This window comes from Natrinema gelatinilyticum (genome assembly GCF_024266705.1).
Lineage (GTDB): Archaea > Halobacteriota > Halobacteria > Halobacteriales > Natrialbaceae > Natrinema > Natrinema gelatinilyticum.
Genome location: NZ_CP100756.1, coordinates 2,251,656 through 2,273,451 on the forward strand (window position 1 = coordinate 2,251,656; position 21,796 = coordinate 2,273,451).

Annotated in this window: 18 protein-coding genes and 2 pseudogenes; 15 read left to right on the top strand and 5 right to left on the bottom strand. The window is 59.6% G+C overall.

The window, feature by feature from the left end; genetic code table 11:
- Positions 1 to 18 precede the first annotated feature (18 nt).
- The 5 genes from surE (at position 19) to NJU76_RS10975 (ending at position 5,654) form a co-directional block, all read left to right on the top strand.
- Positions 19 to 825, top strand: a complete 807-nt coding sequence (gene surE, locus NJU76_RS10960) for a 5'/3'-nucleotidase SurE (protein WP_254528441.1) — start codon at positions 19 to 21, stop codon at positions 823 to 825.
- Between the two features lie 376 nt (positions 826 to 1,201).
- Positions 1,202 to 1,597 carry a helix-turn-helix transcriptional regulator gene (locus NJU76_RS10965; RefSeq protein ID WP_254528443.1) on the top strand — a complete coding sequence of 132 codons (396 nt, stop codon included), beginning with the start codon at positions 1,202 to 1,204 and terminating at the stop codon, positions 1,595 to 1,597.
- A gap of 206 nt (positions 1,598 to 1,803) precedes the next feature.
- A complete protein-coding gene (locus NJU76_RS26550; RefSeq protein WP_256566002.1) occupies positions 1,804 to 1,932 on the top strand; it encodes a hypothetical protein in 129 nt (42 codons plus the stop codon).
- Positions 1,933 to 4,430: 2,498 nt separating this feature from the next.
- Complete coding sequence (locus NJU76_RS10970; protein WP_254528445.1) at positions 4,431 to 4,898, top strand: cupin domain-containing protein; 468 nt, start codon at positions 4,431 to 4,433, stop codon at positions 4,896 to 4,898.
- Positions 4,899 to 5,039: 141 nt separating this feature from the next.
- On the top strand, positions 5,040 to 5,654 hold the full coding sequence (locus tag NJU76_RS10975) for a cupredoxin domain-containing protein (RefSeq protein ID WP_256566003.1): 615 nt from the start codon (positions 5,040 to 5,042) through the stop codon (positions 5,652 to 5,654).
- Between the two features lie 803 nt (positions 5,655 to 6,457).
- Here NJU76_RS10975 and NJU76_RS10980 read toward each other — a convergent pair.
- On the bottom strand, positions 6,458 to 7,003 hold the full coding sequence (locus tag NJU76_RS10980) for a hypothetical protein (RefSeq protein ID WP_254528449.1): 546 nt from the start codon (positions 7,001 to 7,003) through the stop codon (positions 6,458 to 6,460).
- Between the two features lie 513 nt (positions 7,004 to 7,516).
- Here NJU76_RS10980 and NJU76_RS10985 point away from each other — a divergent pair.
- Both NJU76_RS10985 and NJU76_RS10990 read left to right on the top strand, forming a co-directional pair.
- The gene (locus NJU76_RS10985; protein WP_254528451.1) at positions 7,517 to 8,329 is read left to right on the top strand and encodes a helix-turn-helix transcriptional regulator; all 813 of its coding nucleotides are present in this window, start codon (positions 7,517 to 7,519) and stop codon (positions 8,327 to 8,329) included.
- Positions 8,330 to 8,416: 87 nt separating this feature from the next.
- Positions 8,417 to 9,496 (top strand): flavin-containing monooxygenase, encoded by a 1,080-nt coding sequence (locus tag NJU76_RS10990; RefSeq protein ID WP_254528453.1) that lies wholly within the window; start codon positions 8,417 to 8,419, stop codon positions 9,494 to 9,496.
- A 34-nt stretch (positions 9,497 to 9,530) separates the two neighbouring features.
- Here the strand turns inward: NJU76_RS10990 and NJU76_RS10995 are convergent.
- Positions 9,531 to 9,734: pseudogene (locus tag NJU76_RS10995) on the bottom strand (hypothetical protein); the annotation flags it as partial.
- 312 nt (positions 9,735 to 10,046) lie between these two features.
- Here NJU76_RS10995 and NJU76_RS11000 point away from each other — a divergent pair.
- The gene (locus tag NJU76_RS11000) at positions 10,047 to 10,487 is read left to right on the top strand and encodes an ester cyclase (protein WP_254528457.1); all 441 of its coding nucleotides are present in this window, start codon (positions 10,047 to 10,049) and stop codon (positions 10,485 to 10,487) included.
- A gap of 328 nt (positions 10,488 to 10,815) precedes the next feature.
- Positions 10,816 to 11,907 (top strand): molybdopterin-dependent oxidoreductase, encoded by a 1,092-nt coding sequence (locus tag NJU76_RS11005; protein ID WP_345781928.1) that lies wholly within the window; start codon positions 10,816 to 10,818, stop codon positions 11,905 to 11,907.
- A 338-nt stretch (positions 11,908 to 12,245) separates the two neighbouring features.
- Here NJU76_RS11005 and NJU76_RS11010 read toward each other — a convergent pair whose 3' ends face one another.
- The 3 genes from NJU76_RS11010 to NJU76_RS11020 all read right to left on the bottom strand — a co-directional run bounded on the left by NJU76_RS11010 (position 12,246) and on the right by NJU76_RS11020 (position 13,826).
- Positions 12,246 to 12,875 (bottom strand): class I SAM-dependent methyltransferase, encoded by a 630-nt coding sequence (locus NJU76_RS11010; RefSeq protein ID WP_254528461.1) that lies wholly within the window; start codon positions 12,873 to 12,875, stop codon positions 12,246 to 12,248.
- A gap of 377 nt (positions 12,876 to 13,252) precedes the next feature.
- Positions 13,253 to 13,471: a hypothetical protein gene (locus NJU76_RS11015; protein ID WP_254528463.1), complete on the bottom strand. Its 219-nt coding sequence runs from the start codon at positions 13,469 to 13,471 to the stop codon at positions 13,253 to 13,255.
- 133 nt (positions 13,472 to 13,604) lie between these two features.
- Positions 13,605 to 13,826, bottom strand: a complete 222-nt coding sequence (locus NJU76_RS11020) for a hypothetical protein (protein ID WP_254528465.1) — start codon at positions 13,824 to 13,826, stop codon at positions 13,605 to 13,607.
- A 363-nt stretch (positions 13,827 to 14,189) separates the two neighbouring features.
- On the opposite strand from NJU76_RS11020, the gene NJU76_RS11025 reads away from it, so the two are divergent.
- The 6 genes and pseudogenes from NJU76_RS11025 to NJU76_RS11050 all read left to right on the top strand — a co-directional run bounded on the left by NJU76_RS11025 (position 14,190) and on the right by NJU76_RS11050 (position 21,775).
- Positions 14,190 to 15,566, top strand: a complete 1,377-nt coding sequence (locus NJU76_RS11025) for a S8 family serine peptidase (protein WP_254528467.1) — start codon at positions 14,190 to 14,192, stop codon at positions 15,564 to 15,566.
- A gap of 206 nt (positions 15,567 to 15,772) precedes the next feature.
- Complete coding sequence (locus NJU76_RS11030) at positions 15,773 to 16,735, top strand: DUF7983 family protein (protein WP_254528468.1); 963 nt, start codon at positions 15,773 to 15,775, stop codon at positions 16,733 to 16,735.
- Positions 16,736 to 16,904: 169 nt separating this feature from the next.
- Positions 16,905 to 17,327 (top strand): annotated as a pseudogene (locus NJU76_RS11035) (IS4 family transposase); the annotation flags it as partial.
- A gap of 75 nt (positions 17,328 to 17,402) precedes the next feature.
- Complete coding sequence (locus tag NJU76_RS11040; protein WP_254532454.1) at positions 17,403 to 18,362, top strand: TAXI family TRAP transporter solute-binding subunit; 960 nt, start codon at positions 17,403 to 17,405, stop codon at positions 18,360 to 18,362.
- A gap of 171 nt (positions 18,363 to 18,533) precedes the next feature.
- On the top strand, positions 18,534 to 19,031 hold the full coding sequence (locus tag NJU76_RS11045; RefSeq protein ID WP_254528469.1) for a DUF1850 domain-containing protein: 498 nt from the start codon (positions 18,534 to 18,536) through the stop codon (positions 19,029 to 19,031).
- Positions 19,028 to 21,775 carry a TRAP transporter permease gene (locus NJU76_RS11050; RefSeq protein ID WP_254528470.1) on the top strand — a complete coding sequence of 916 codons (2,748 nt, stop codon included), beginning with the start codon at positions 19,028 to 19,030 and terminating at the stop codon, positions 21,773 to 21,775. Before NJU76_RS11045 ends, NJU76_RS11050 begins: the two co-directional genes overlap by 4 nt.
- Positions 21,776 to 21,796 lie beyond the last annotated feature (21 nt).

Here is a 21,796-nt window from a genome sequence, read left to right on the forward strand (position 1 = left end):
CCGTTCGACCGACGTGATATGAGCGACGACCTCGAGATCCTGTTGACCAACGACGACGGGATCGGAAGCACCGGTATCAGGGCGCTGTACGATGCCCTCTCCGAATACGCCAACGTGACCGTCGTCGCCCCCGCCGGAGATCGAAGCGCAAGTGGTCGATCGCTCTCGCACGAGGTCGAAGTCGACGACCACGAACTGGGCTACGCAGTCTACGGGACACCCGCGGACTGCGTCGTTGCCGGCCTCGCCGAACTCGGCCCCTTTCCGGACCTCGTCGTCGCCGGCTGTAACAGGGGTGCAAACCTCGGCGAGTACGTCCTCGGCCGGTCCGGAACGATCAGTGCCGCCGTCGAAGCGGCGTTCTTCGATGTCCCTTCGATCGCGACGTCGTTGTACGTGCCGGTCGACGACACGCCGTTCACAGCGGTCGACGTGACGGCCGACGACTACACCGAAGCGACCCGGGTGACGACCTACCTCGCGGATCGCGCACTCGAGGCTGGCGTGTTCGATCACGCCGCGTATCTCAACGTCAACGTGCCGCTACCGGACAGCGAACCCGCGCCTATCGAGATCACGCGTCCCTCGAAACGCTACGATATGGACGCCGAACGCGATGGCGGCCACGTCTCGCTCCACGATCGGGTCTGGGACGATATGGATCCGGATTCGATTCCCGACCCGGTCGGCACCGACCGCCGGGCTATCGTCGAAGGTCGCATCAGCGTTTCGCCGTTGACGGCCCCCCATTCGACGAACCACCACGAAGCGCTCGACTCGCTCGCGGAAACCTACCGGGAATTCGTCGGGGCGACCGGCAGATGACGGCCGTGACGATCGGACAGCATGCACCGAACGATACGTTCGGTATCAGACGCGTCGATCGCGACCCCCGGTCGTCGCCGCTCGAACGCTCGCGAGCGGCCTCGGTGAACCCGATCGACGGAAGGCGGTGGCCCCTGTCGATTACAGACCGAGGGGGCGTCGGGCCGACCGTTCGCGATCGCGTCAGTCTGCGAGCCTGTCGGTCGCCGAAAGTGATAACTAACTTGCGACCTGCAAGGACGGTTCTAATCGCCGGCGGAACCGTCAAAATAGTCGCAACGTAACCAAGGGAAACTAAGTGTATAATATATGGATCACAAAATCAAGGTAGGTGGGCGTTCAAGCTGTGGTAGTTCCAACGGAGCGTGATACACGAATGGTATTCAGTGCACTCTGGGCGCGCCTCTCGTCTTTCTGGAGCAGTTCGACTGACGAATCCACATCGAACGAGTCTGCGACATCGTCGACCGAGGACCAGGATGTTGACGACGAGGACGAAACGTTAAGCTATGCAGAACAGATCGAATACGGTGTCGACGAACGCGAACTACCCGACGAAGATAAAATTCTCAGGCTACTTGTCAAACGCGGCGGACGGGTCGATCAAACCACGATCCGTGACGAAACCGAGTGGTCACAAGACCGACTCGAGGCCGTCATCGATCGGATGGAGGACGACAACCAGATCAGCGCAATTACGGTCGGCCGCAAGCGCGTGATCTGCCGGCGTGGCTTCGAGCCGAAGGGGTACCGGGGCCACCTCAACGAATAGCATTGCGCACCCGTACACGAGTCCCGCAAAGACATCCACTGCTCAGGAGTACGCTCTGGCTCGAACGACGGCCGTACCTGCGACGTGCCGCAGACGCTCTACTCGAAGCGCCGACGTCTTCACGTCGTGGATCGGTAGCGACCCCTGCGACGCGGACCACGTCCGCTGACCAATACGTTTAAGCGAACCGCTCGAGACCATCGGGCATGGTCTCGGACGAGTTCCTCGACGGAGAATCGCTTACCGGCCGGCAAGCAGCGCTCGTCTTCGCCGGCTTCCTCAGCCTCATAATCCTCTCCGGAGTTCTACTGGTGCTTCTGCGAGGCGTGTTCTGACGGCGCTACAAGTTCCCGCGTTTTTGGAGTACGGCTCTCGACCCGGCTCGACCGGCTGGATCCGTCGGTAGAGCGCTCGTCGAATAGATGACGATTCCGAGGGCGATGCCACCGAGAGGCCCGACGGCGGACTCGACGGTCCCATCTCGAGTTCGCCACGTCTACCACGACGGAAGTGGCCCACCTCGAGGGCCCGTCGTTCGACCGACCAAAGACCACGGCCGACTATCGAAACCACCACTTCCGCCGCTTCTGCGGGAGTCGTTCCATCGGCCGAGACTGACTGATGGCCGATCTTCAAGCCGTGCGAACTGAACCAGCAACAGGAGATTCAATATACTTATTAATAATTCTAATAACTACGCGCCCGTAAGATACACACGGAGGGAGTGACCGATGGGTGCATTCAAAGTACTGCGAAAGAGAACCTGCAGAACGGGGTCAGCTCGCATCACGGCGCTTCACGAGTGTCGAAACTGCGGCAAAAAGCTCTCGCCGGACGTCGACACGTGTTCCACCTGTGGATCACAGGAGATTGCACATTACGAATTCTGAACGGCCAACCCGGCCAGTTCGGGAGAGTGTCCGTCCGCGCCCTCGCCGCCGTGATCGTCCTTTTGAGTGTTCGCCTTCTCGAGCGGACTCGGACTGTGAGTCCGCTCGGTGAAGCGCTCGTCGAATACTACGCCACCTGTCGGGGGCTATCGGTAGTACCCCTCTTCTGCCAGGACTCGAGTGCGAGGCGTCGCTGGAGACCCCTCCGAATCTGACGACTCGATTTCGCCCGACGACCTCCCCGCGTTTCCACTGGAGGACTGCTCTTACGCCGCTCGTTGTCGCGGATCGAATAAGGCGCAGTTGGGACACCACACGGACCCGTCGGTCCGCACGATCCGTTTGCCACTACAGTTGGCACAGCGCTCTTCGGCATAATCTGCCATACTGCCGGGGATGAGGGATTGATCATTATGGGTATTTCGGTAATCCCGGATTCGGTGTCGTCTGACCGTCTCGCGTTCCGATACGTCTCATACGGACTACTGTAAGTCATTGCCGGTGCAACCGCGACCGTCCTGTGGGTGCACCGGTACATCGGTACAGCAGACCGTATCAGACATCGTCCGTCTCCTGCTCCGGTTCCCGGTGGTACCTCCCCGACGGACGCCAATCTCGGTCGGTCGGCGGCATTCACAGCCGCGAACGCGATTCGAATACTCGCAGACAGGACCGTGATGATACCGTTGGTATCTGATTCCAACCGGCAGAGATACTGGACGGGGTTGATATCGTCTACGTCGAAATACGCAGTCGTCGCGCGGCCCGCTGCGCGACGCTGGCTAAATCGTTGAAGGCTCGTGAGGTGCGACTCCGTCGATTCGTCGGCACCCGATTCCAACTGATTGGGAATCGGGGTGGCGTTGATATCACTCGATCCGAAACACACGGTTGTCGCGTGACATGCGACGCGCGACAGTGACCCAACATCGCACACCTACCCACCCACCTGCACACCAGTCTCCCCACCAATCCACCACTTTCCCCGCTTTCTTCCCGTCTCCCACTGTTCGTCATCCGTCTTTGAACCCGGCGTTCGCCTCCTCCCATGGGTTTTCGACCGCGCCTTCGACTGCGGATTATAGAGATACGAGGAGAATATCCGCGCGTTTAGGCGCGGGATGAATTCGACAACTCGGGCGGAATCCACGCTTCGATGACCAGTCCGAGATTTCTTTTCCATACATTGAAGTGGGAAGCAACCCTCTGAGAGCGGAGGAATCAGGCAGGGAATAGAGTGATTCCCGCCAGTCCGACGATGGCGGCCTGGCCGCCCCAAGCAATCAGACAATAATCGGAACCAGTCGATGACCGCCCATCCCTCACAGGGGTGACGCGGAGTTGACTGCTGGAAGCACCACGGAAGTAACTCCGAGTCTGTCGAAGCCCACTCGAGCCTCGCCGGGCACAACCAACCACGAGGGTCGAACACGGCCGAGGATAGGAGTACCGGGGGCTTGGCACTCCCAGCAGTCCCACCCGCCACAGTCCGTGACCCCCGCACGGATTCCCACCGTGTCGGGGGTCGGTGGAACTGCACACCTGAAATCTCCACCGCTCAGGATTCCTCCGCGTGAACGCGGAGGAGGATGTCAACCGTGCCTCTCTCGAGACCGATAGCAATTAGCACTCGCGCTGGTTGAGAGGGAGACGACGAGAACGATGCCGCCGATCACGTTCACGAGGGTTTCGGGTCGCCACTCACAACGGTTGTAGATTCCGATTTTCGGACGGACGTTCTCGAGTCGAAACTGCGAGTGACGAATCTTCGAAACGACGGAACCCTGTCTACGAATCCCATCTTCGAGAACGATTCGACGAAGACGGACATTTACAAGCGGTCGAGGCGAATGCCACGGGGCTTGACCCCGAGGCATTTCACCGATACACTTCGTCGATTCCCAGCCGACAGTTTATTTATCTCCACTGAACGATCGCTGCGTATGGAGCAGGTGACCCTCGACGAGGTCGATCGGTGGATGAGTCCGGCACGGAGCAAACGTTCGCTCTCGAACGCACTCGGAGCCGAGCACCTCGCAGTGAACCACTACGTGCTCGAGCCCGGCGAGAGCTTCGGATTCGGGTATCACCGCCACCCCAATCAGGAAGAACTCTTCTACGTGCTCGAGGGGACGGCAACGTTCGAAACGGAGGACGGCGACGTGACCGTCAGCGCGGAGGGCGCGATCCGTTTTGCGCCCGGCGAATGGCAACTCGGCCGCAACGAAACTGACGAGCGGGTCGTGGCGCTCGCACTCGGCGCACCCGCCGACGCCGACGATGCGGACATTCTCCGGACGTGTCCCGACTGTGGCGAGCGCCGGCCGGTCCGCATCGAACCGACCGCTGACCGCGATGCCCTCGTTGCCATCTGTGAAGAGTGCGGTGCAGAGACGGTGCGCCACTCCTAACGGTCACTCTCGTACCCCTGTGTCCGCGAACCCTGTATCCTCGCGGACATCCAGTTTGCGGTACGTACAGGCACCGACCGTGACAGTCGGGTAAATGGATAGCTCCGAATAGCTATTGCAAGCGCCAGCTATCTTACTCGTATGAAGCGTCGAACATTCCTTGCGACCGTAGGGAGCACGTCGACGCTGGTAGTGACGGGGTGTGCGGGCAGTGGCAATTCGGCCGTCGAAGAAACCGCCGATGTCGTGATGAGCGATTCCCAGTTCGATCCGCGGAATATCCACGCTGACGCAGGCTCAACGGTCACCTGGACGAACGAGGACGAGACCCGCCATACAGTCACAGCAGCCTCGGATAACTGGACCAAAGACAGCGATGTCGACGGTGGTGAGGAGACGACGCACACGTTCGAGGAAAGCGGCGTGTACGACGTGTACTGCACCGTCCACGGCGACGCCGACCTTTCGGGAATGAGTATGAAGGTGGGCATCGGTGACGCCACCATCGGAAGTCCGCTCGGAAGCGACTCCGACGAAGATGGCTATTACTGGGGAACGGCAGGTCCACTCCCGAGGCTTCTTTTCCCCTCCGTAGCATGCACTGCGATGAAGCTAGTGGCTGCGAATTGCGGGAGAGTTGGACGGGCAACCGAGAGCAGTGTTCCTCCTACGGAGCGACCAGCAGCCAGTGAGAAACGAGATATTTATTCACTATCGTTCCCTTTTGAAAGATTCACACCGTTCAACGTGATCTGATCGATTGGATCGGACGCATCCTCGTCGTGGCGGTACTCGTCTCCGTAACCACAGTCGCTATTGGATTCCTGCTGAATGTATTCCGGATGGCTCTGCATCCAGTACTTACGGTGCTCCTCGGCGAGGTCATCGTCTGCGGACGTTTGGGTATGCTACTATCGTCATACGGAGGAATCCTTCCGGCAACAGCGATAGGAGCACGCTCATTTCTTCGAAGTCACTCGTGGAATCATCGTTCAGTTCACATCAGTACGTATCGTCGTGTCCGAGAACCGGTCCTCGAGGCCGTTTTCACTTGGACAGCGACTGGTCTGTCTGTGGACTGTCCGATCGTTCGTGTTCTGTAGCGTCGAAACTGCGACTCGAGGACACTCGATTCGGTACGTACAGGTGATGTACGTATCGCTCATGCACGGACTGTCGTCGACGCGACCGAGTTGGACACCACGTCACGAGAGTCGTTTCGACAGAAAGCGACACGTCGGGTCATCGCCGCCCGATTTCAGGGAGGTTGGGAAACGGCCCTGTCTTTGTAAGTACTATAGCCATAGCTGTTGACGACGTACGCCTTCCGCCGGGGCACAATGGCAACCCGCTGCCACCATCGTCTCGTGTCGTCATAGCCTGCCCCGGCCCTGTTGACGGCACCGGCGATCCAGTACCACAGCGCTCACCGGCAACTGGTATCACGGCCTCGCCGTCGGGAGTAACGGGTTCCACTCGCACGGAGGCGAACGCGATAAACGGTTCTCCTGTTGCACCTTCACCGCGACAACCGCCAAAATCTGTCGAAATAGCGGTCGTTAGCCGGTCATGTTCCCGCCGGTCTGATTGCCAGTCTCGTTTCCGCCGGTCTCGTTTCCGCCGGTCTCGTTTCCGCCGCCACCGCCGCCGCCTCCGACCTGAATATCGCCAACCATCGTCGTCGGGTGGACCTGGCAGATGTACGTGGTCATCTCGCTGCTGGCCTCGAACTCGAGCCACTGGTCTTCGGGTTCGGTGACGACTTCCGTCGCGAGGTCGTCGACGACCTCGTCGTTTTCGCCGCGGATTTCGATGTTGTGCCGGGCGCCGTCGCCGGTCGTCCAGCCGATCTCGTAGGTTTCTCCCTCCTGGAGGATGAGCGTCGGGTTCTCCGCGTCCGCGATCGAGTCGGGTGCGATCCCGAGCCAGCCGGATGTCTGCCCGTCGAACTCGATCTGCGTGCCGGGTTCGATCTCCACGCCGCCGGCACCACCGTTACCGCCGTTGCCGCCGTTGCCGCCGTTGCCGCCGTTGCCGTTACCGCCGCCGCCACCGCAGCCAGCGACTAACGCCGTCGACGTCGCGACACCTGTTAGCTTGAGCATTCGCCGTCGAGATACGGACTCATCGTGTGCCATCATTCCTGTTTAGAACGCAACACGAATAGTCAGATACCCGTCTATTGCATGGGTATCAAGTTCGAACCGGTAGTTACCTCGCTGAGCTTGACCGATATCCGATCGCAATTTTAGATCTAGAGATGCTGTCCAGTGCGCGTCTGTACGTAGCGTGCGTTCCATGTCCAAGAATTCGATGAGAGTCGGACGGAATCGCCCTGATTTTCCCCTCGAGCACCACCGACAGAACGAGATTTCCGGCGGTTCGTGTCCGGGATGCAGGCAACCCTGCCGTCCTCAATTTGAAACGGCACGAGCACCGAGACGACGTGATGTCTGCCTGAGTCAGGTCGACGGAGAACAGATGCTCGAGGCTTCCGAACCCGATGCTATGGCAGCGCGCTACTACCAGTTTCTTCTCGTTCGCTCAAACGGTCCGTCCACCAACTCGACCGCCGCTCTCTGTAGAAGGACTAAGCTGGTTGCCACCCTAGCTAGCACATGGCACCCGGGATCGAAACCATCGAGTTCGTGGCCCGATCGCCCCACCGGGTCGGTGTTCTCGAATCGCTACACGACGGACCGACCGACCGAGGGAGCCTTCGCGAGGCGACCGGCGCCTCCTCCCCCACCGTCGGGCGCATCCTCGGTGATTTTCTAGACCGCCGGTGGGTAGAGCGGGACGGCGCGGTCTATGCGTTGACGCCCCTCGGTGAGTTCGTCGCTGATCGGTTTCTCGCGCTTCGCGACGCGATGGAGACCGAGGCGAAGCTCCGGGACGTTTGGCGGTGGCTGCCGCTCGACATGCCCGGATTCAGCGTCGACTTGTTCACCGATGCGGTGGTCTCCTACCCGGGGCCAGCGTATCCCTATGAACCCGTCGAACGGCTCAGCCACCTCATCGAATCGACGTCGACGATGCGCGGCTTCGACCGCATCGTGTACAAATCGTCCAACCTCGAGACGGCCTGCGGGGCGGTCCTCGACGGAATGACGTTCGAGTACGTGTTCACGCCTGAATCGCTCCGAGGGACGTTCGCCTGGGATCCCGAACGGATACGCGAAGTCACCGCCTGCGACCACGCGAGCGTCTTCGTTCACGATCACCTCCCCGGCAGCGACCGGTGTGGCCTCGGGATCGTCGACGACCGGGCTGGCATCTGCTGTCACGATCCCGAGACCGGCGCACTGGTGGCCGTCGTCGATACCGACGCACCCGAAGCCCGCGATTGGGCCGTCTCGACCTTCGAGGAGGTGAAAGCGGAGGCGACGCCGGTTGACCCCTCCATCGTCGACACGTTCCGGACGCCGTAATTGCATCGCGCGGTTTCACGACGTGAAATTCTGCACGCGACATCACGACGGTCCCAGCGGGCCTCCGTTCAGGTGAGGGCCGAGACTATGACCGAGTGTTACGACACCGTCGTCATCGGCGGCGGTCAGGCCGGTCTCGTGACCGGGTACTACCTTCGACAGCACGAGCAGGACTTCGTCATTCTCGACGCCGGCGAACGGATCGGCGACGTGTGGCGGAATCGATGGGACTCGCTCCGCGTGTTCACGCCCGCTCGCTATAGCAGTCTGCCAGGAATGGCGTACCCGACGTCGCCGTATCACTTCCCCGGGAAAGACGAGGTCGCCGACTATCTCGAGACGTACGCTGACCGGTTCGACCTTCCCGTCGACTTCGGCGTCCGCGTCAGGAAGCTCGAACGAGACGGCGATAGGTACCGAATCACTGCGGACGACCGCCGGATCGAAGCCGCGAACGTCGTGGTAGCGATGTCGAGCTACCAGGTCCCGGTCGTGCCCGACTTCGCCGACGAACTCGCCGACGACATCGTCCAGGTACACGCAAACGACTATCGCAACCCCGAGCAGCTCCAGGACGGCGGTGTCCTCGTCGTCGGGGCGGGGAACTCGGGGGCGGAAATTGCCCTCGAGGTCGCCGATAGCCACCAGACGTGGGTGTCGGGTTCGGACGTCGGTCACGTTCCGTTCCACATCGACTCCTGGTTCGGCAGACATCTCGGGGGGCCGTTCGTCATGCGTGTGCTCTTCCACCGGATACTTACGACGGGCACGCCCATCGGACGGCGGCTTCGGCCGAAAGTCCTCTCCCGGGGCGGTCCGCTCGTCCGGGCCAAGCCGGAGGACCTGTCCGTGACGGGAATCGACCGCGTGGCCCGGACGACCGCGGTTCGGAACGGCCAGCCCGTGGTCGGCGCTGATCGGGTCTTGGACGTCGCGAACGTCGTCTGGTGTACGGGCTTTCGGCCCGACTTCTCCTGGATCGACCTCCCGGTCTTCGACGGTCAGAACCAGCCCAAAGAGCCCGTTCACGATCGCGGTGTCGTTCCCGACGCACCCGGACTCTACTTCGTCGGCCTATTCTTTCTCTATTCGATGACCTCCTCGCTTTTCACCGGCGTCGATCGTGACGCAAGATATGTCGTGGACCACCTCACGACGCGAACCTAGATCGACGGGCCGGTATTCGATACCGACAGTTGCGTCACGAAGCATCCAGCGTCGCTTCCGACTGAGCGTCGGTGAAATACTCGACATCCGCGTACTCGAGGAGCCACGTCACGTAGGAATCGGCCACGGATTCCCACTCGTGCTCTCGGATACGGTCGACCACCGACCGGAACGCGTCGTCGTTCTCGAAGTACGCCCCCTCGATCGTTTCCTCAATGACCGCCTGTTCGGCGTCGGAGCGGTTGCACCTCTGTCGGTCATCTGCTCCATTCAACCTGAGGGGCTGGCAAGGAGTGTGGAGGCAGCTAGGAAAGAAACGGTCTGTTCGACGAGGTTCACGCTGGGGCTGGCAGAAGTGACGGCCTATTCGGATTCGTTTGTCTCTGTCGTTCGTCAGCCTTCGGACTGCGCGGGCTGTTAGCTCTCGAGGAGGGATACGGCGTGCGGCCGGTGTCTGCTCGTTATATCTCGCTTACCAACTGCGAGTCGGGATAGCGACGTCATTACAATACCACAGCGAAACGACCTATTGACGTCCAGGTGTCGATCAATGGATTCGCCCGACGAACTGAAATCACAGGTCGAAGAGACGAACGAACGGATTTTCAACCGAGGTGATATCGACTATGTCGACGAAGTCTATGCGGAAGACATGGTGATGCACAACGTCGCTCACGGCGAGGACTACGAGGGACGAGAAGCGTTCAAAGAGTGGATCACGGACCTTCGGGATACCTTTCCGGACTTCGAGGTCGAGATCCTGGACACCATCGTCGAAGACGACACGGTCGTTACCAGATACCTCGCCCGGGGCACACACGAGGGGCCACTTCCCCCGTTCAACGGTGAGCCGACGAACGAGAAAGTTGAGTTCGAGGGAGTCACGATTCACGCGATGGACGGCACGAAGGCGACGGAGGCGTGGTGGTACTACGATCAGCTCACCACCCTCACCCAACTCGGTATCGTCCCCGAGACGCCGCCGATGTAGCCGCCCGTCGCAGTCCTCGCACGGAGACGGGAAAGCCCGTCCAACGTTTCTGAACGATCGCTCCGCCGGATGAGGCTATCTCTGCTTCCACGATCCCCGATGGACCTGTGCTACCGCGCTGGCTTCTGCAGACGTTGATCCGGTCCTGGTTGGTATCGGGGTGTATGGAACGACCTCGAGTACGATCGCGGCAGATACAGCCCTGAATAGTTTGAGGGTCACAGAGCACCTGGTATAGCTTATATCTTGTACTATACGCCTGCGAATCGTTCAATATGGGTGTGAAGAGACGCAATACTTCTTGCTATGCAAATCCATAGCATACGACATGAGTTACAGGCCGATGGCTCTCGTTCGAAATGGCCTCACTGCTCTCAAGCCGCCACCTCGACTCGTCGATTGGTCGATTTTCGGAATCGTCATGTTCGAAGCCGTATCGGGGGTCGCTTCGTTTACTCTCGCAACACCACGAGGGTGGCCGGTATTCTGGGCCCACCGGATCGCCGGATTGGCTCTCATCGGACTGTTATGTTTCAAACTCGCTCGGGTCCGATATCGGCTCATCCAAAGCGAGCAGTGGCAAGCTTCTACACTCCTATCGATACTAACCATAACTGCGGCAGTGGGGGCGCTCACAACGGGAATTGCTTGGGTGTTCGGACTGGACGTCCGGCTCTACTACTGGACGCTCCTGAGTGTTCATGTCGGATTCGGGCTCGTACTCGTTCCGTTGATGGTGTGGCACCTCACGACCCGCTTTCGTCTCCCGAGTCGACGTGACTTCGACCGTCGCCGGACGACGCTCAGGTACACGGCACTACTGCTCGGTGGTGCAGTAACCTACTGGGGGCAGGAACGTGCGAATCGAATCCTCGACACACACGGCGCTGACCGGCGGTTCACGGGGTCTCAGCCGCGACACGGACACGGCAACCAGGGGTTTCCGGTCACCTCGTGGGTTGCAGACGACCCCGATCCAGTCGACCGATCCGATTGGACGCTGACGGTCCGCGGCGACGTCGAGACGCCCCTCGAGTACGCATACGTCACGTTAGAACACGGTAACGAAGCAGAAGCGCTCTTGGACTGCACGAGCGGCTGGTACACCGTTCAACGGTGGCGTGGGATTCGTGTTGGCGACTTGCTCGACGCAGCCGAGGTCCGCGACGAGGCGCGATTCGTCCGGTTCGTGTCGGTAACCGGCTACCGCTGGTCACTGCCGATCGAAGAGGCACGGCAGGCGCTTCTCGCGACGCACGTCGGTGATGAGCCGCTTAGCCACGGCCACGGTGCACCGATGCGTCTCGTGGCGCCCGGCCGCCGAGGATTTCAATGGGTGAAGTGGATCGACCGAGTGGACGTCCGCCGACGCGGCGACCCTGCCCAGTGGCTCGTGACGTTACTCAGTGGCTTCGATTGAGGAACGGGAAACGGGGTAGCTGGCCTTTCGGAACGCGGCTGGTGGAATAGCAGTACCTGCTGAATACATATCCTCCGTCCGATACGGCTTCCTCCCATCACCGGTAGCTGATACAACTACCGGCGTCGGGTTCACACGCTTATTTTCCTCTCCGAATCCAGGTACCGACGACAATTTGCGCTGACCGCGACCTTACATCGCGAAATTACGAACTCGCCGGGGCTCGCTCGATGCGGGTGCCTGCCGAGGCTCGAGTAAGACGCGTTTCACTTACGACGTATCGGTTCTCCAGGGAGAATAGGGCGAGTGCCTCAGGGTGACCCGAGGCGGTTCACCATCTATCGGATCTGTTGATCGTCGGTGGTAGTCCAATGCGTCTCTGGATACGATTGAGTTCCGCCGTGACTCTTACGAGCGACGATTTCGACGGTCGCTGATAGTTTCCCCTCGCGTTGCTCGCTCGACTCCTCGTAGTACAGAATTGTTAGATCGAGACAGGCGCGGAGAAGTTCGTTCGAGCGAAACCGATACCGGTCCGTACTCGGACCGACCTCTGCTGGCGGCTCTGAACGGAGGTGGTGCTGATAGAACAATAGCCCGCCCGGTTTCAGAGCGTCCTTGAGGTCGCTCAGCCGATCGAGAGTTCGGAAAAAACTGATAGTCACGACGTCGTAGCGATTCTCCGGATACTCGAATTGCGTTGCGTCGGCCTGGATCAGATTAATGCGGTCACCGACACCTCGCTCCGCTGCATTTTGCCGAGTGATTCGGAGGCCCTCGACGGATTGGTCGAGAGCGTCGACTTCACACCCCTGTTTGGCGAGAAAGATCGCGTTGCGTCCCGTGCCACAGGCGACATCGAGCGCTCTTCCGGTCGTCGGCTCGTCGACGTATTCTCGAAGTACCGGCGATGGGTCCAGTTCTGATGGATACGCACCGGTGCGAAACCGTTCATCCCACGTGGTCATACATCCGATACGGCGTCGCGGCCCTTGTCAGTACCTCTGAGACGCCGTCGTCGACACCACTTTCTCGGTTACTCACGTGAGAACGGCCTACACTATCTGCTGGGGGTGTTACGCAGGAGTGACCTCCTCTCCGTCGGTTACGACGGAGCTTCCCACGAGTCTCCCCGCTGATTTGGGGATGTACGTTTGCATACCGACGGGATGCTGGCGGGGCCACGCCGCCGTTACTCCTATCCGGCAGTGGGGTCACGGTTCTGCCCTGTTGACTCGGCGGTATCTTGCTTGTTTTTCGTCGGTCAGCATCCGGTACGACCACAGACCACGTAACTCAGTCGTGCGGCGAGTCACGCCCGGCCTGAAGGCCGCGATTCTCTCGCCTACAGAAGATAGATGTCTTCCTCTACCCTACTGACATGGAGCACATCGACTTCCTCGAGGAACGAGCGCGAAACGTCTCTTCCAGCGGCGACCGAAATGAGGGGAAGATGGTGAGCCAACCAGATCAACTGGACGTTGACGACTTCGAGGAGACGGTCCCCGCCGAGGTTCGCGAACGGATGTTCCGGTTCATCGTCGAGCGGGGTCTGGACCGTCATAGGGAAATCTACAGGCGGAGCAAGCCGAGTGCCCCGGGCTTGACCCCGAGGCGGTTCGCGGCGCATTGGCCGCCGAGGCTCGGAACTCGGCATCAGGATCGTACCGAACACGAATTATCCTCGGAAGTCGCGTTCACGTCATTTCCCACAGGAGTCCGACGGAGGTCGCCTCCTGTAAATCGATGCTCTGATATCGGTAGTCGTTCTCCGGTGAGACCCGCTGTTTGAAGTGGTCGAACGGTATCTCCGATTCCGCTGCGATTGTCGGTGCCAGCGACAATCGTAGTCCGCGCTGCTCTTCGTTTAGAGCCGCCGTCTGCCAGCAGAGCGCCGAGACGCATTTATACGGCAACATCCATCGACGGTTGGTAGTAGTCGCTGAACGTATCGTATCGCTCGAACGCTTCCTCCGCTATCGATACTGTGTGTTGGAGAGGCTGTTCCGCGGAAACCTCGCCACATCTCGCCCCGGCGATGCCGAGCGAATGGCTCACCATCAGTGGAGACACGTTGGAGTGCTTATGTAGGTTCAATTTGATATTTGATTGAAAAAAGCCAAACATGAGCCCTACACGATCGGAGTAGACAGAATTGGGTACACCCCTCTCGACGAGGTATCCTTGCCACTCTTTCCCATCCTCATAAACTATAATTTCAGTCACTGCGAAAGTAACATACTGATAATAATAATAGCAGAGTTACTAATAGACTTCGCTGTATGTCAGATAAACCACGGCGTACGTTCCTCAAGGTGAGTGGCAGTCTACTGGGTGGAGTTGCGGTGGGAAGTACGGTCATTGCAGCAACAGCAACTGACCGGTTCATTGTTGATACTAGAACAACTCAACGAGAAAGGGTTACAGCAGCTGACCTGACTGTCGTACACGACCTGAGCGAAATCGACCTCCTGGTCGTAGAGGCGACTGAGTCCGAACTCGAGTCGCTAAACGCGCAGTACGCTCCGGATAGTAGATACTCACTGAACCGTCCCCTCAGTGACCAGACGCCTCTCACAGCCGGGGCAACGTCCGAGCCAGGATACACATATCAGTGGGATAAGCAGGCCCAGAATATCCCAGAAGCACACGAGGTTACTCGTGGGGAAGGGACTCGCGTAACCATTATCGACACAGGGGTCGCCGCTGGTCATCCTGACCTTGAGCATGCAGTGAACACGGACCTGTCTCGGAACTTTACTGACGACGACTATGGTGCTGGTGGTCCATACGGTGGGTACCACGGCACCCACGTCGCCGGTATTATCGCCGCAAACGACCAGAACGATGAAGGCGCCGTCGGTACTGCGCCTGCGACAGATGTTGTCGACTGCCGAGTGTTCTCACCGGGTGAACTGGCCTCGTTCGCAGATATTCTTGCGGCTATCGTCTACAGCGTCCGCATCGATGCCGACGCCGCCAACATGAGCATCGGGGCGTACCCAGTCTCGCGCGAGGGATATGGTCAATTCTACGGCGAGGCACTCAACCGAGTCACGACCTATGCCAACAATCAGGGGACGTTGCTCATCGCAGCTGCAGGTAACGACAGCGCTGACCTCCAGCGTGACGGGCGTATTTGCGGCGACTTCGACGACGACGGCACGGAGGAGTGCATCTCCGCAGTCAGTCTTCCCAACGAGGCAGCGAACGTCATGTCCGTCAGCGCCACCGGACCAGTTGGCTACCGTTGGGGGGACACGGGGCTCGAAGAGGAGACCTATAGTCCGGCGTTCTACACCAATTATGGGACTAACGCCATCAACATTGCTGCGCCCGGCGGAGACGCCGATCTCGCGGCTATCGGTACAGGTGTCGACTGGTGGCTTGACCTCGTTTTCAACACCATCGCAGTACCCGAGTACGCTGACGATGGTACCTATACGGGGGCCACCTATGGCTACGATTGGCTTGCTGGAACGTCGATGGCGTGTCCACAGGTGGTGGGGGCAGCTGCGCTCGTGAAGAGCCAGAATCCTGATTTCACCGCGTACCAAGTGCGCACGACGTTAGAGAGTACTGCTGAGACAGTTGACGAGTACGACAAGGCGTACTACGGGTCTGGCTTCTTGAATCCAGCAGCAGCCATCGACCAGTAAAGGAGGAACCGGGTTCGGTCCATCTATTTTCGACAGAGATTCGAAGCGAGTGCCTCGAGGTCGTTCGGAAGACCTTCGGTCTCGCAGACCCCGCGGAGCTTCGCTCTCTCGAACGACCCCGGCGTAAGCGCCGCGGAGGAGGTCACAAGCGCTCAGTCGTGCCGCGAACGGTTTTACCGTTCCAAGACCAAATGCATGTGTCATCCATGACCTTCGCGTCTACGTGGAGTAATTTGCTCTCCGAGTGTGAGGCGCTCAAGGACGACGCGACACTCATCACGCCGTTGTCCGAGCAGCGGTTTCGAATTACGGACGTCCAGGAGCATCGTATCATCGTCGAGTTCGTCGACTCAGAGGAGTCGCGCCCACTCCAGCGAGAGCAGTTCGAAACGCTCGTCGGCCGGGTTCGGGACGGTATAGCCGAATTCGAACTCGAGCGTCTCCCTCCAGAAGCCGACCCGTATCCGGCGGTGTTGAGTCTTCACCCGCGTTTCGAAATCGACAAGCATACCGGAACGCTCCACGAAACCGACGACCAAACGCCGTCCCGACTCGTTCAGGGCGGCTCGTCCACCGGTGGCGAAGAACGAACTGAGCCCGGCGTTGCGATCTACTCGGATGCGCTGTTACTGGTCGATGCACTCGAGCGCTACGACGTCTCCGAACTCGGTGATCTGGAGACCTCCTCACTGGTCAACCTCTATACGCTGCTCTCGGACGTCCAACGAGATGCTGACGATCTCCGTGGGAACGTTGGGGACGTCCTCCTCGATCGCGTCCATCACGATCAGCCCGTCTACGGGGAGTTCGGCTCCGTCCAGCGGACCGGTCGGACGTATCGGTCACTGCGGGACGAAGACGAGGTTCTCGAGCGTCTCGAAGACGCTGGCATTCCTCGTGAGCGGGTCACTAGCGTCGACTCGACGAAAGTCGACGACGCGCTCGAGGTAACCGAACTGGTACCATCGGACGTCTACGAGATCGAAGACCGCGAGTACGTCCGCAAAGCCGAGGTCGACGAGGAGGTAAAGGAGACGCGGCTACAGGGTCTCAAAGACCGACTAGCTTCGACAGAGGGCGACGAGGCTGCGGAGCTACGAGACGAGATCGAAGAGTTGGAGCAGCGCATCAACGACCTCACGAGCTTCCAATCCGGTGCGGAGGTGTGAGACGATTATCTCTCAATTCCGCATCGAGCTCGAGTACGATTCGACCGTACTGTGACGTGATATCGTTATTGGGGTGGACCGAACGCTCGAGGAGTTTCAGGCGGTCATCAACGAGTCGATGGGACTCGACCAGGACCACCTCTTGTTCTCGGCACTGGGCAAGATTCAATACCTTACGAACCTCTCGAAGAGAGTTTCGCTCGGCTGATCTAGCGACGATTTACCGGTACCGGTAGGGGGTGGAGGTGCTGTTCCGGGAACTCGAAACGCAGTACGAACTGAATGCGTTCGATACGACGAAGAACTATATCGGAGAGATCCTGCTGTACGCAGCGTTGTTATCCTTGGTGGTAAGTCGTGATTTGCTCGGTTTGGTCATAGAGCACGCTGAGGATGGGGTTGTGTTGCTGCCAGAACGCTGGACGCGCGACCGAAAGGTCGCCACCCAGCTCGTCCTCCACGAACTGATGGGATATTTCCGCTGCTCGCCGCCACCGCTACTGGTATGGCTGATCGAAAACGCTCAGAAGATCCACGAGGAACGACCGATCGTTCAAAACGGCTCGCTACCACTATCCAGCCGACTACTGAGGCTTTGTTAAAGATTACTGGCATCAATATTCCAGTAGTTAGAAATATAACTTTGTATGATATAGTAGGGGTAGGTATGACATACTACAGGGGCCGACGACGATTCATCGAAGCAGTTGGCGCCGCCGGTGTTGCCGCACTTGCCGGCTGTATCGGCGGTAACGGCGGTAACGGTGGCGGCGGAAACCGTCTCAGCTGGCATGCTGGCGGCACTGGCGGAACGTACTACCCGCTCTCGAACGAGTTCAAAACCGTTGTCGAGGACAATACCGACTTCTCGCTGAACGTCCAGTCGACGGGCGCAAGCGTCGAGAACGTCGGTAGTCTCGCGGACGGATCAGCCGATTTCGCGCTCATCCAGAACGACATCGCGTCCTTCGCGAAGGAGGGCACTGGAATCGACGCCTTCCAGGATAACTCGATCGACACCCTGCAGGGCGTTGCGACGCTATACCCGGAGACGATCACACTTGTTACACTCGCCGGAAACGACATCTCGTCGCTCGAGGATTTAAGCGGTGCGACAATCAACACTGGCGATCTCGGATCGGGAACGCAGGTCAACGCTCTCCAGATCCTCGAGTCGGTCGGGATATCCGATTTCGAGGAGCAGAACGCCGGCTTCTCGCAGGCGTCCGAACAACTCGCCAACGGTGACATCGACGCGGCCTTCGTCGTCGGCGGCTGGCCGGTTGGCGCGATAGAGGATCTCGCCAACACGAACGACATCGTGATCGTTCCGATTGAGGGCGAGAACCGCGAGACGGTCAAAGAGAACGCCTCTTGGTTTTCCGATGACACCATCCCCGGTGGCACCTACAGCGGTGTCGAAGAGGACGTCGATACCGTCGCAGTGCAGGCGATGATCGCCACACACGCCGACGTGGCGGCCGATACCGTCGAGACGGTTACTGCGGCGGTCTTCGACAACCTCGGTGAACTCTCGATCAAGACCGACTTCATCACGGTCGACAGCGCACAGGATGGGATGTCCATCGAACTCCACGAAGGTGCGGCGTCCTACTTCGACGCCTGATCCGATTCCAGCGAGGTGGAACCGGGATGGCGTGTGCCGACACGTGGTCGATTTGCCATGCATCGGTCCACCGAACCGATCGACGAACATGAACGATATCGATCTCCTGGACCGTGATCGTCTTTATCAGCGCTTGAAATATCACGGTATGACACTAAACCACAAGTGAGAATGCGTCGCGTCTTCCGTTCAAACATCTTCGCCGCGTACCTCGTAGCAGCAGTACTAGTCCTCGTCGCTGTTGCCGCGACGGTCCCAATCGAGGCGGTGCTCGTCGTCGAGGACGCCGAGACCGGCGAACGATACCTCACCGAACCAGTTTCCGACGGGAGTACCGTAGGCCTCGAGTATATGCATAGTGTGGAGAAATCCCGGGTATACGATGAGTACCGCGTAGACGATCAAACCCTGGTGAACACCCGGATGGAGTTCGAGTCCTACGGCTGGGGGCTGCCCGCCCGGGTTAACGTCACGACCGTCGACGGGATGCTCGTATACGAGCCATCCGAGCCGATCACAGAAATCCAACGCCTTTCGGTTTCACCCGGACGGACCGCCGGTCATACGCTGATCGTCGACGGTCGACGGTACGATCTGGTTGCAGCGACGAATGCGAGTGATGTTCACATCCGTATCAAACAACGATCGCTAATCGAGAGAATCCTATGAACACGAACGATCCATCGGACAGTGGTTCCGACGGGCCTGACGACGATCAGGACGGAACGAACGACGAACTGACTGAAGAGGTTTCCCCCGAGGAGGCCGAGGAGTTGATCGATGAAATCGAACGGCGGCGGTCGCTACAGGGAGTTGCCGCGGTGGCCGTCGCGACGATCGGCATCCTGTTTTCGGTCTTCCAGCTGTTTCTAGCCGCACGCAGCTTCTCCTTTACGATCTGGTTGCCAATTGTCGACAATTGGCAGATCTCGCTCCAACTACTGCAGGCGAACGCGGTCCACGTCTCGTTCGCGCTCGTGCTCACGTTTCTGCTGTTCCCGGCGAGTATGGGAGATGGGATCGTTACACGAAACCTGGGTCGGACCGTCCCTGCCGCATCCCGTAGACTCGGTGATCGAAACCCTCTCACGCGCCTTCTTGCGCGCGTTCGGGCCACGTTTCGATGGGCGTTCCTCGATCCTGACCGCGAACGGGTGACGCCGTTCGACCTCGTGTGTATCGTCGCTTCGATACTCTCGGCAGTCTACTTCTTGACGGAGTTCTCCGAAATTCAGGACATGCGGGTGTTCGGGCTCACGTTTGGGCGGCCGATCACCGAGGTGTACACGTTCCTCCAGCCCGTCTTTGGGGGCGTTCCGTTTATCAGCGAGTACTCCTACGCGATGGCACTCGGCGTGATCGGTGTCCTGTTGGTGCTCGAGGCCACCCGCCGGACACTCGGCTTGCCGCTTATGATCATCGTCGCGACGTTCATCCTCTACGCGCGCTGGGGCTACCTCATTAGCGGCGAGACACCCCTTATCGGCCTGCTCGCGGTCAACGAGTTGACCTGGCCGAGCATCGTTCAGAACCTTTGGTACAACACCGAAAACGGGGTCTTCGGCATCCCGGTGACAGTGTCGGTGAACTTTATTTATATCTTCATCCTCTTCGGTGCGTTCTTGGAGATGAGCGGCGCCGGCCAGTGGTTCATCGACCTCGCATATGCGGCTACTGGAACTCGCAAGGGCGGCCCAGCGAAGGCGAGCATCCTCGCAAGTGGCTTCATGGGGACGATCTCTGGTTCGTCGATCGCCAACACGGTCACTACCGGCGCGTTTACGATCCCACTGATGAAGCGCTCGGGGTACTCGTCTGAGTTCTCCGGTGCAGTCGAGTCCTCGGCATCCTCTGGCGGACAGATCCTACCGCCAGTGATGGGTGCCGCCGCGTTCCTGATGGTCCAGTATACGGCAACGCCGTTCGCGGATATCATCATTCTTTCGACAATTCCAGCGATCGTCTTTTTCTTTGGCGTCTGGGTAATGGTCCATCTCAAGGCGGTCGAAGAGGGAATCGGTGGCGTCGCGGACGTCGACACCGTCTCGCTCGGGGCACACCTCAAACGCGGGTGGTTCTACCTCGTCCCGATCGGGTTACTACTGTACTACCTCATTATCGAACGGTTGTCCGTCTCGCGGTCGGCATGGTTCACGCTCGTTGCACTCGTCGCGCTTATCTCGCTCGTTTCGGCGTACAGTGAGGAAACGCGCGGGCGGCTCCTCGGAATTTTCGCTGCCATTGTTGGCATCGAACTAGCGAGTTACGCCTTTGCCGGCATCCCGGTTACTGGACTCGTCACGGGTGCCGGCGGGGCTGGATTGCCTGTCGGGGAGGCGGCCGACCGTATCGTCTCTCGGATTGGCTGGTACGCGATGCTGGCTGGCGTGTTGACGATGGTGTCCCGCCCGAACATCGACGCACCACTGCTCGCCCTCAATCCCGCGGTCCAGACGACTGCTGACTCGATCGGCAATCGAACCGGCCGAGATCTTGGTAATACCCAACTGTTCCGCCTCGGTACGTTCGTTGTCAAGTCGATGGACGAAGGTGCGCGAACGGCCGTTCCGGTCGTGATCGCCGTCGCAGCCGCCGGTATCATTCCGGGCGTCATCAGCGTCACTGGACTCGGACCGAACCTCACGTCGCTGTTGCTCGCGCTGTCGGGTGGGTCGATCGTGATTATGTTGCTCGTGACGGCCGTGTCCAGCATCATCCTTGGAATGGGGATGCCGACGACGGTGACCTACATCATCCTCATCTCGATGCTCGCCACGCCGCTCGTCGAGTTCGGGATTCCGCTGCTCGCAGCGCACCTGTTCATCCTCTACTTCGGCGTTGTCGCTGACATCACTCCCCCAGTCGCCGTCGCCGCCTATGCTGCAAGCGGAGTCGCCAAGTCTGATCCGTTCGAGACGGGCGTAAAAGCGTTCTCGCTGTCGCTGAACAAGGCGATCGTTCCCTTCGCATTCGTCCTCGCACCTGGAATCGTGTTGCTTCGTGAGAAGGCCAACGCCGACGAGTTACCGATCCGCGAGCAATATCGTGTCGTCGGCTTCAGCGACCTCGCGGAGCTGTCGTACTCCGTTCCGGAGATCGTGGTTCCCGTAATCGGGGTCTTCCTCGGGGTAGTCGCCTTGGGTGCGACCGTCATCGGAACACTGTATACGACCGTCAATCGCGCCGAGCGCGCCGGCTTCGCGCTCGGTTCGTTGCTGCTTATGGCACCGCGGCTGCTCTCAGCATCGGTGTTCGGTCTCCTCGGATTCGCCGGCGTGACCGTCTCGGTCGATGCGCTCCTGCTCGATCTCACGCTTCGTGGCATCGGATTCGCGCTGTTCGTCGCCCTCGTAGCGAAAAACCGCCGCGAGGCGACGAACGTACATGAGACGGGACAGGCTACCGTAGGATGACTCGGAACAGGCGATACCCCC

Excerpts from the sequence above, each read along its gene's own strand:
- surE (WP_254528441.1), top strand. The coding sequence starts at position 19 with ATGAGCGACGACCTCGAGATCCTGTTGACCAACGACGACGGGATCGGA.
- NJU76_RS10965 (WP_254528443.1), top strand. The coding sequence starts at position 1,202 with ATGGTATTCAGTGCACTCTGGGCGCGCCTCTCGTCTTTCTGGAGCAGT.
- NJU76_RS26550 (WP_256566002.1), top strand. The coding sequence starts at position 1,804 with ATGGTCTCGGACGAGTTCCTCGACGGAGAATCGCTTACCGGCCGGCAA.
- NJU76_RS10970 (WP_254528445.1), top strand. The coding sequence starts at position 4,431 with ATGGAGCAGGTGACCCTCGACGAGGTCGATCGGTGGATGAGTCCGGCA.
- NJU76_RS10975 (WP_256566003.1), top strand. The coding sequence starts at position 5,040 with ATGAAGCGTCGAACATTCCTTGCGACCGTAGGGAGCACGTCGACGCTG.
- NJU76_RS10980 (WP_254528449.1), bottom strand. The coding sequence starts at position 7,003 with ATGCTCAAGCTAACAGGTGTCGCGACGTCGACGGCGTTAGTCGCTGGC.
- NJU76_RS10985 (WP_254528451.1), top strand. The coding sequence starts at position 7,517 with ATGGCACCCGGGATCGAAACCATCGAGTTCGTGGCCCGATCGCCCCAC.
- NJU76_RS10990 (WP_254528453.1), top strand. The coding sequence starts at position 8,417 with ATGACCGAGTGTTACGACACCGTCGTCATCGGCGGCGGTCAGGCCGGT.
- NJU76_RS11000 (WP_254528457.1), top strand. The coding sequence starts at position 10,047 with ATGGATTCGCCCGACGAACTGAAATCACAGGTCGAAGAGACGAACGAA.
- NJU76_RS11005 (WP_345781928.1), top strand. The coding sequence starts at position 10,816 with ATGAGTTACAGGCCGATGGCTCTCGTTCGAAATGGCCTCACTGCTCTC.
- NJU76_RS11010 (WP_254528461.1), bottom strand. The coding sequence starts at position 12,875 with ATGACCACGTGGGATGAACGGTTTCGCACCGGTGCGTATCCATCAGAA.
- NJU76_RS11015 (WP_254528463.1), bottom strand. The coding sequence starts at position 13,471 with ATGACGGTCCAGACCCCGCTCGACGATGAACCGGAACATCCGTTCGCG.
- NJU76_RS11020 (WP_254528465.1), bottom strand. The coding sequence starts at position 13,826 with ATGTTGCCGTATAAATGCGTCTCGGCGCTCTGCTGGCAGACGGCGGCT.
- NJU76_RS11025 (WP_254528467.1), top strand. The coding sequence starts at position 14,190 with ATGTCAGATAAACCACGGCGTACGTTCCTCAAGGTGAGTGGCAGTCTA.
- NJU76_RS11030 (WP_254528468.1), top strand. The coding sequence starts at position 15,773 with ATGACCTTCGCGTCTACGTGGAGTAATTTGCTCTCCGAGTGTGAGGCG.
- NJU76_RS11040 (WP_254532454.1), top strand. The coding sequence starts at position 17,403 with ATGACATACTACAGGGGCCGACGACGATTCATCGAAGCAGTTGGCGCC.
- NJU76_RS11045 (WP_254528469.1), top strand. The coding sequence starts at position 18,534 with ATGCGTCGCGTCTTCCGTTCAAACATCTTCGCCGCGTACCTCGTAGCA.
- NJU76_RS11050 (WP_254528470.1), top strand. The coding sequence starts at position 19,028 with ATGAACACGAACGATCCATCGGACAGTGGTTCCGACGGGCCTGACGAC.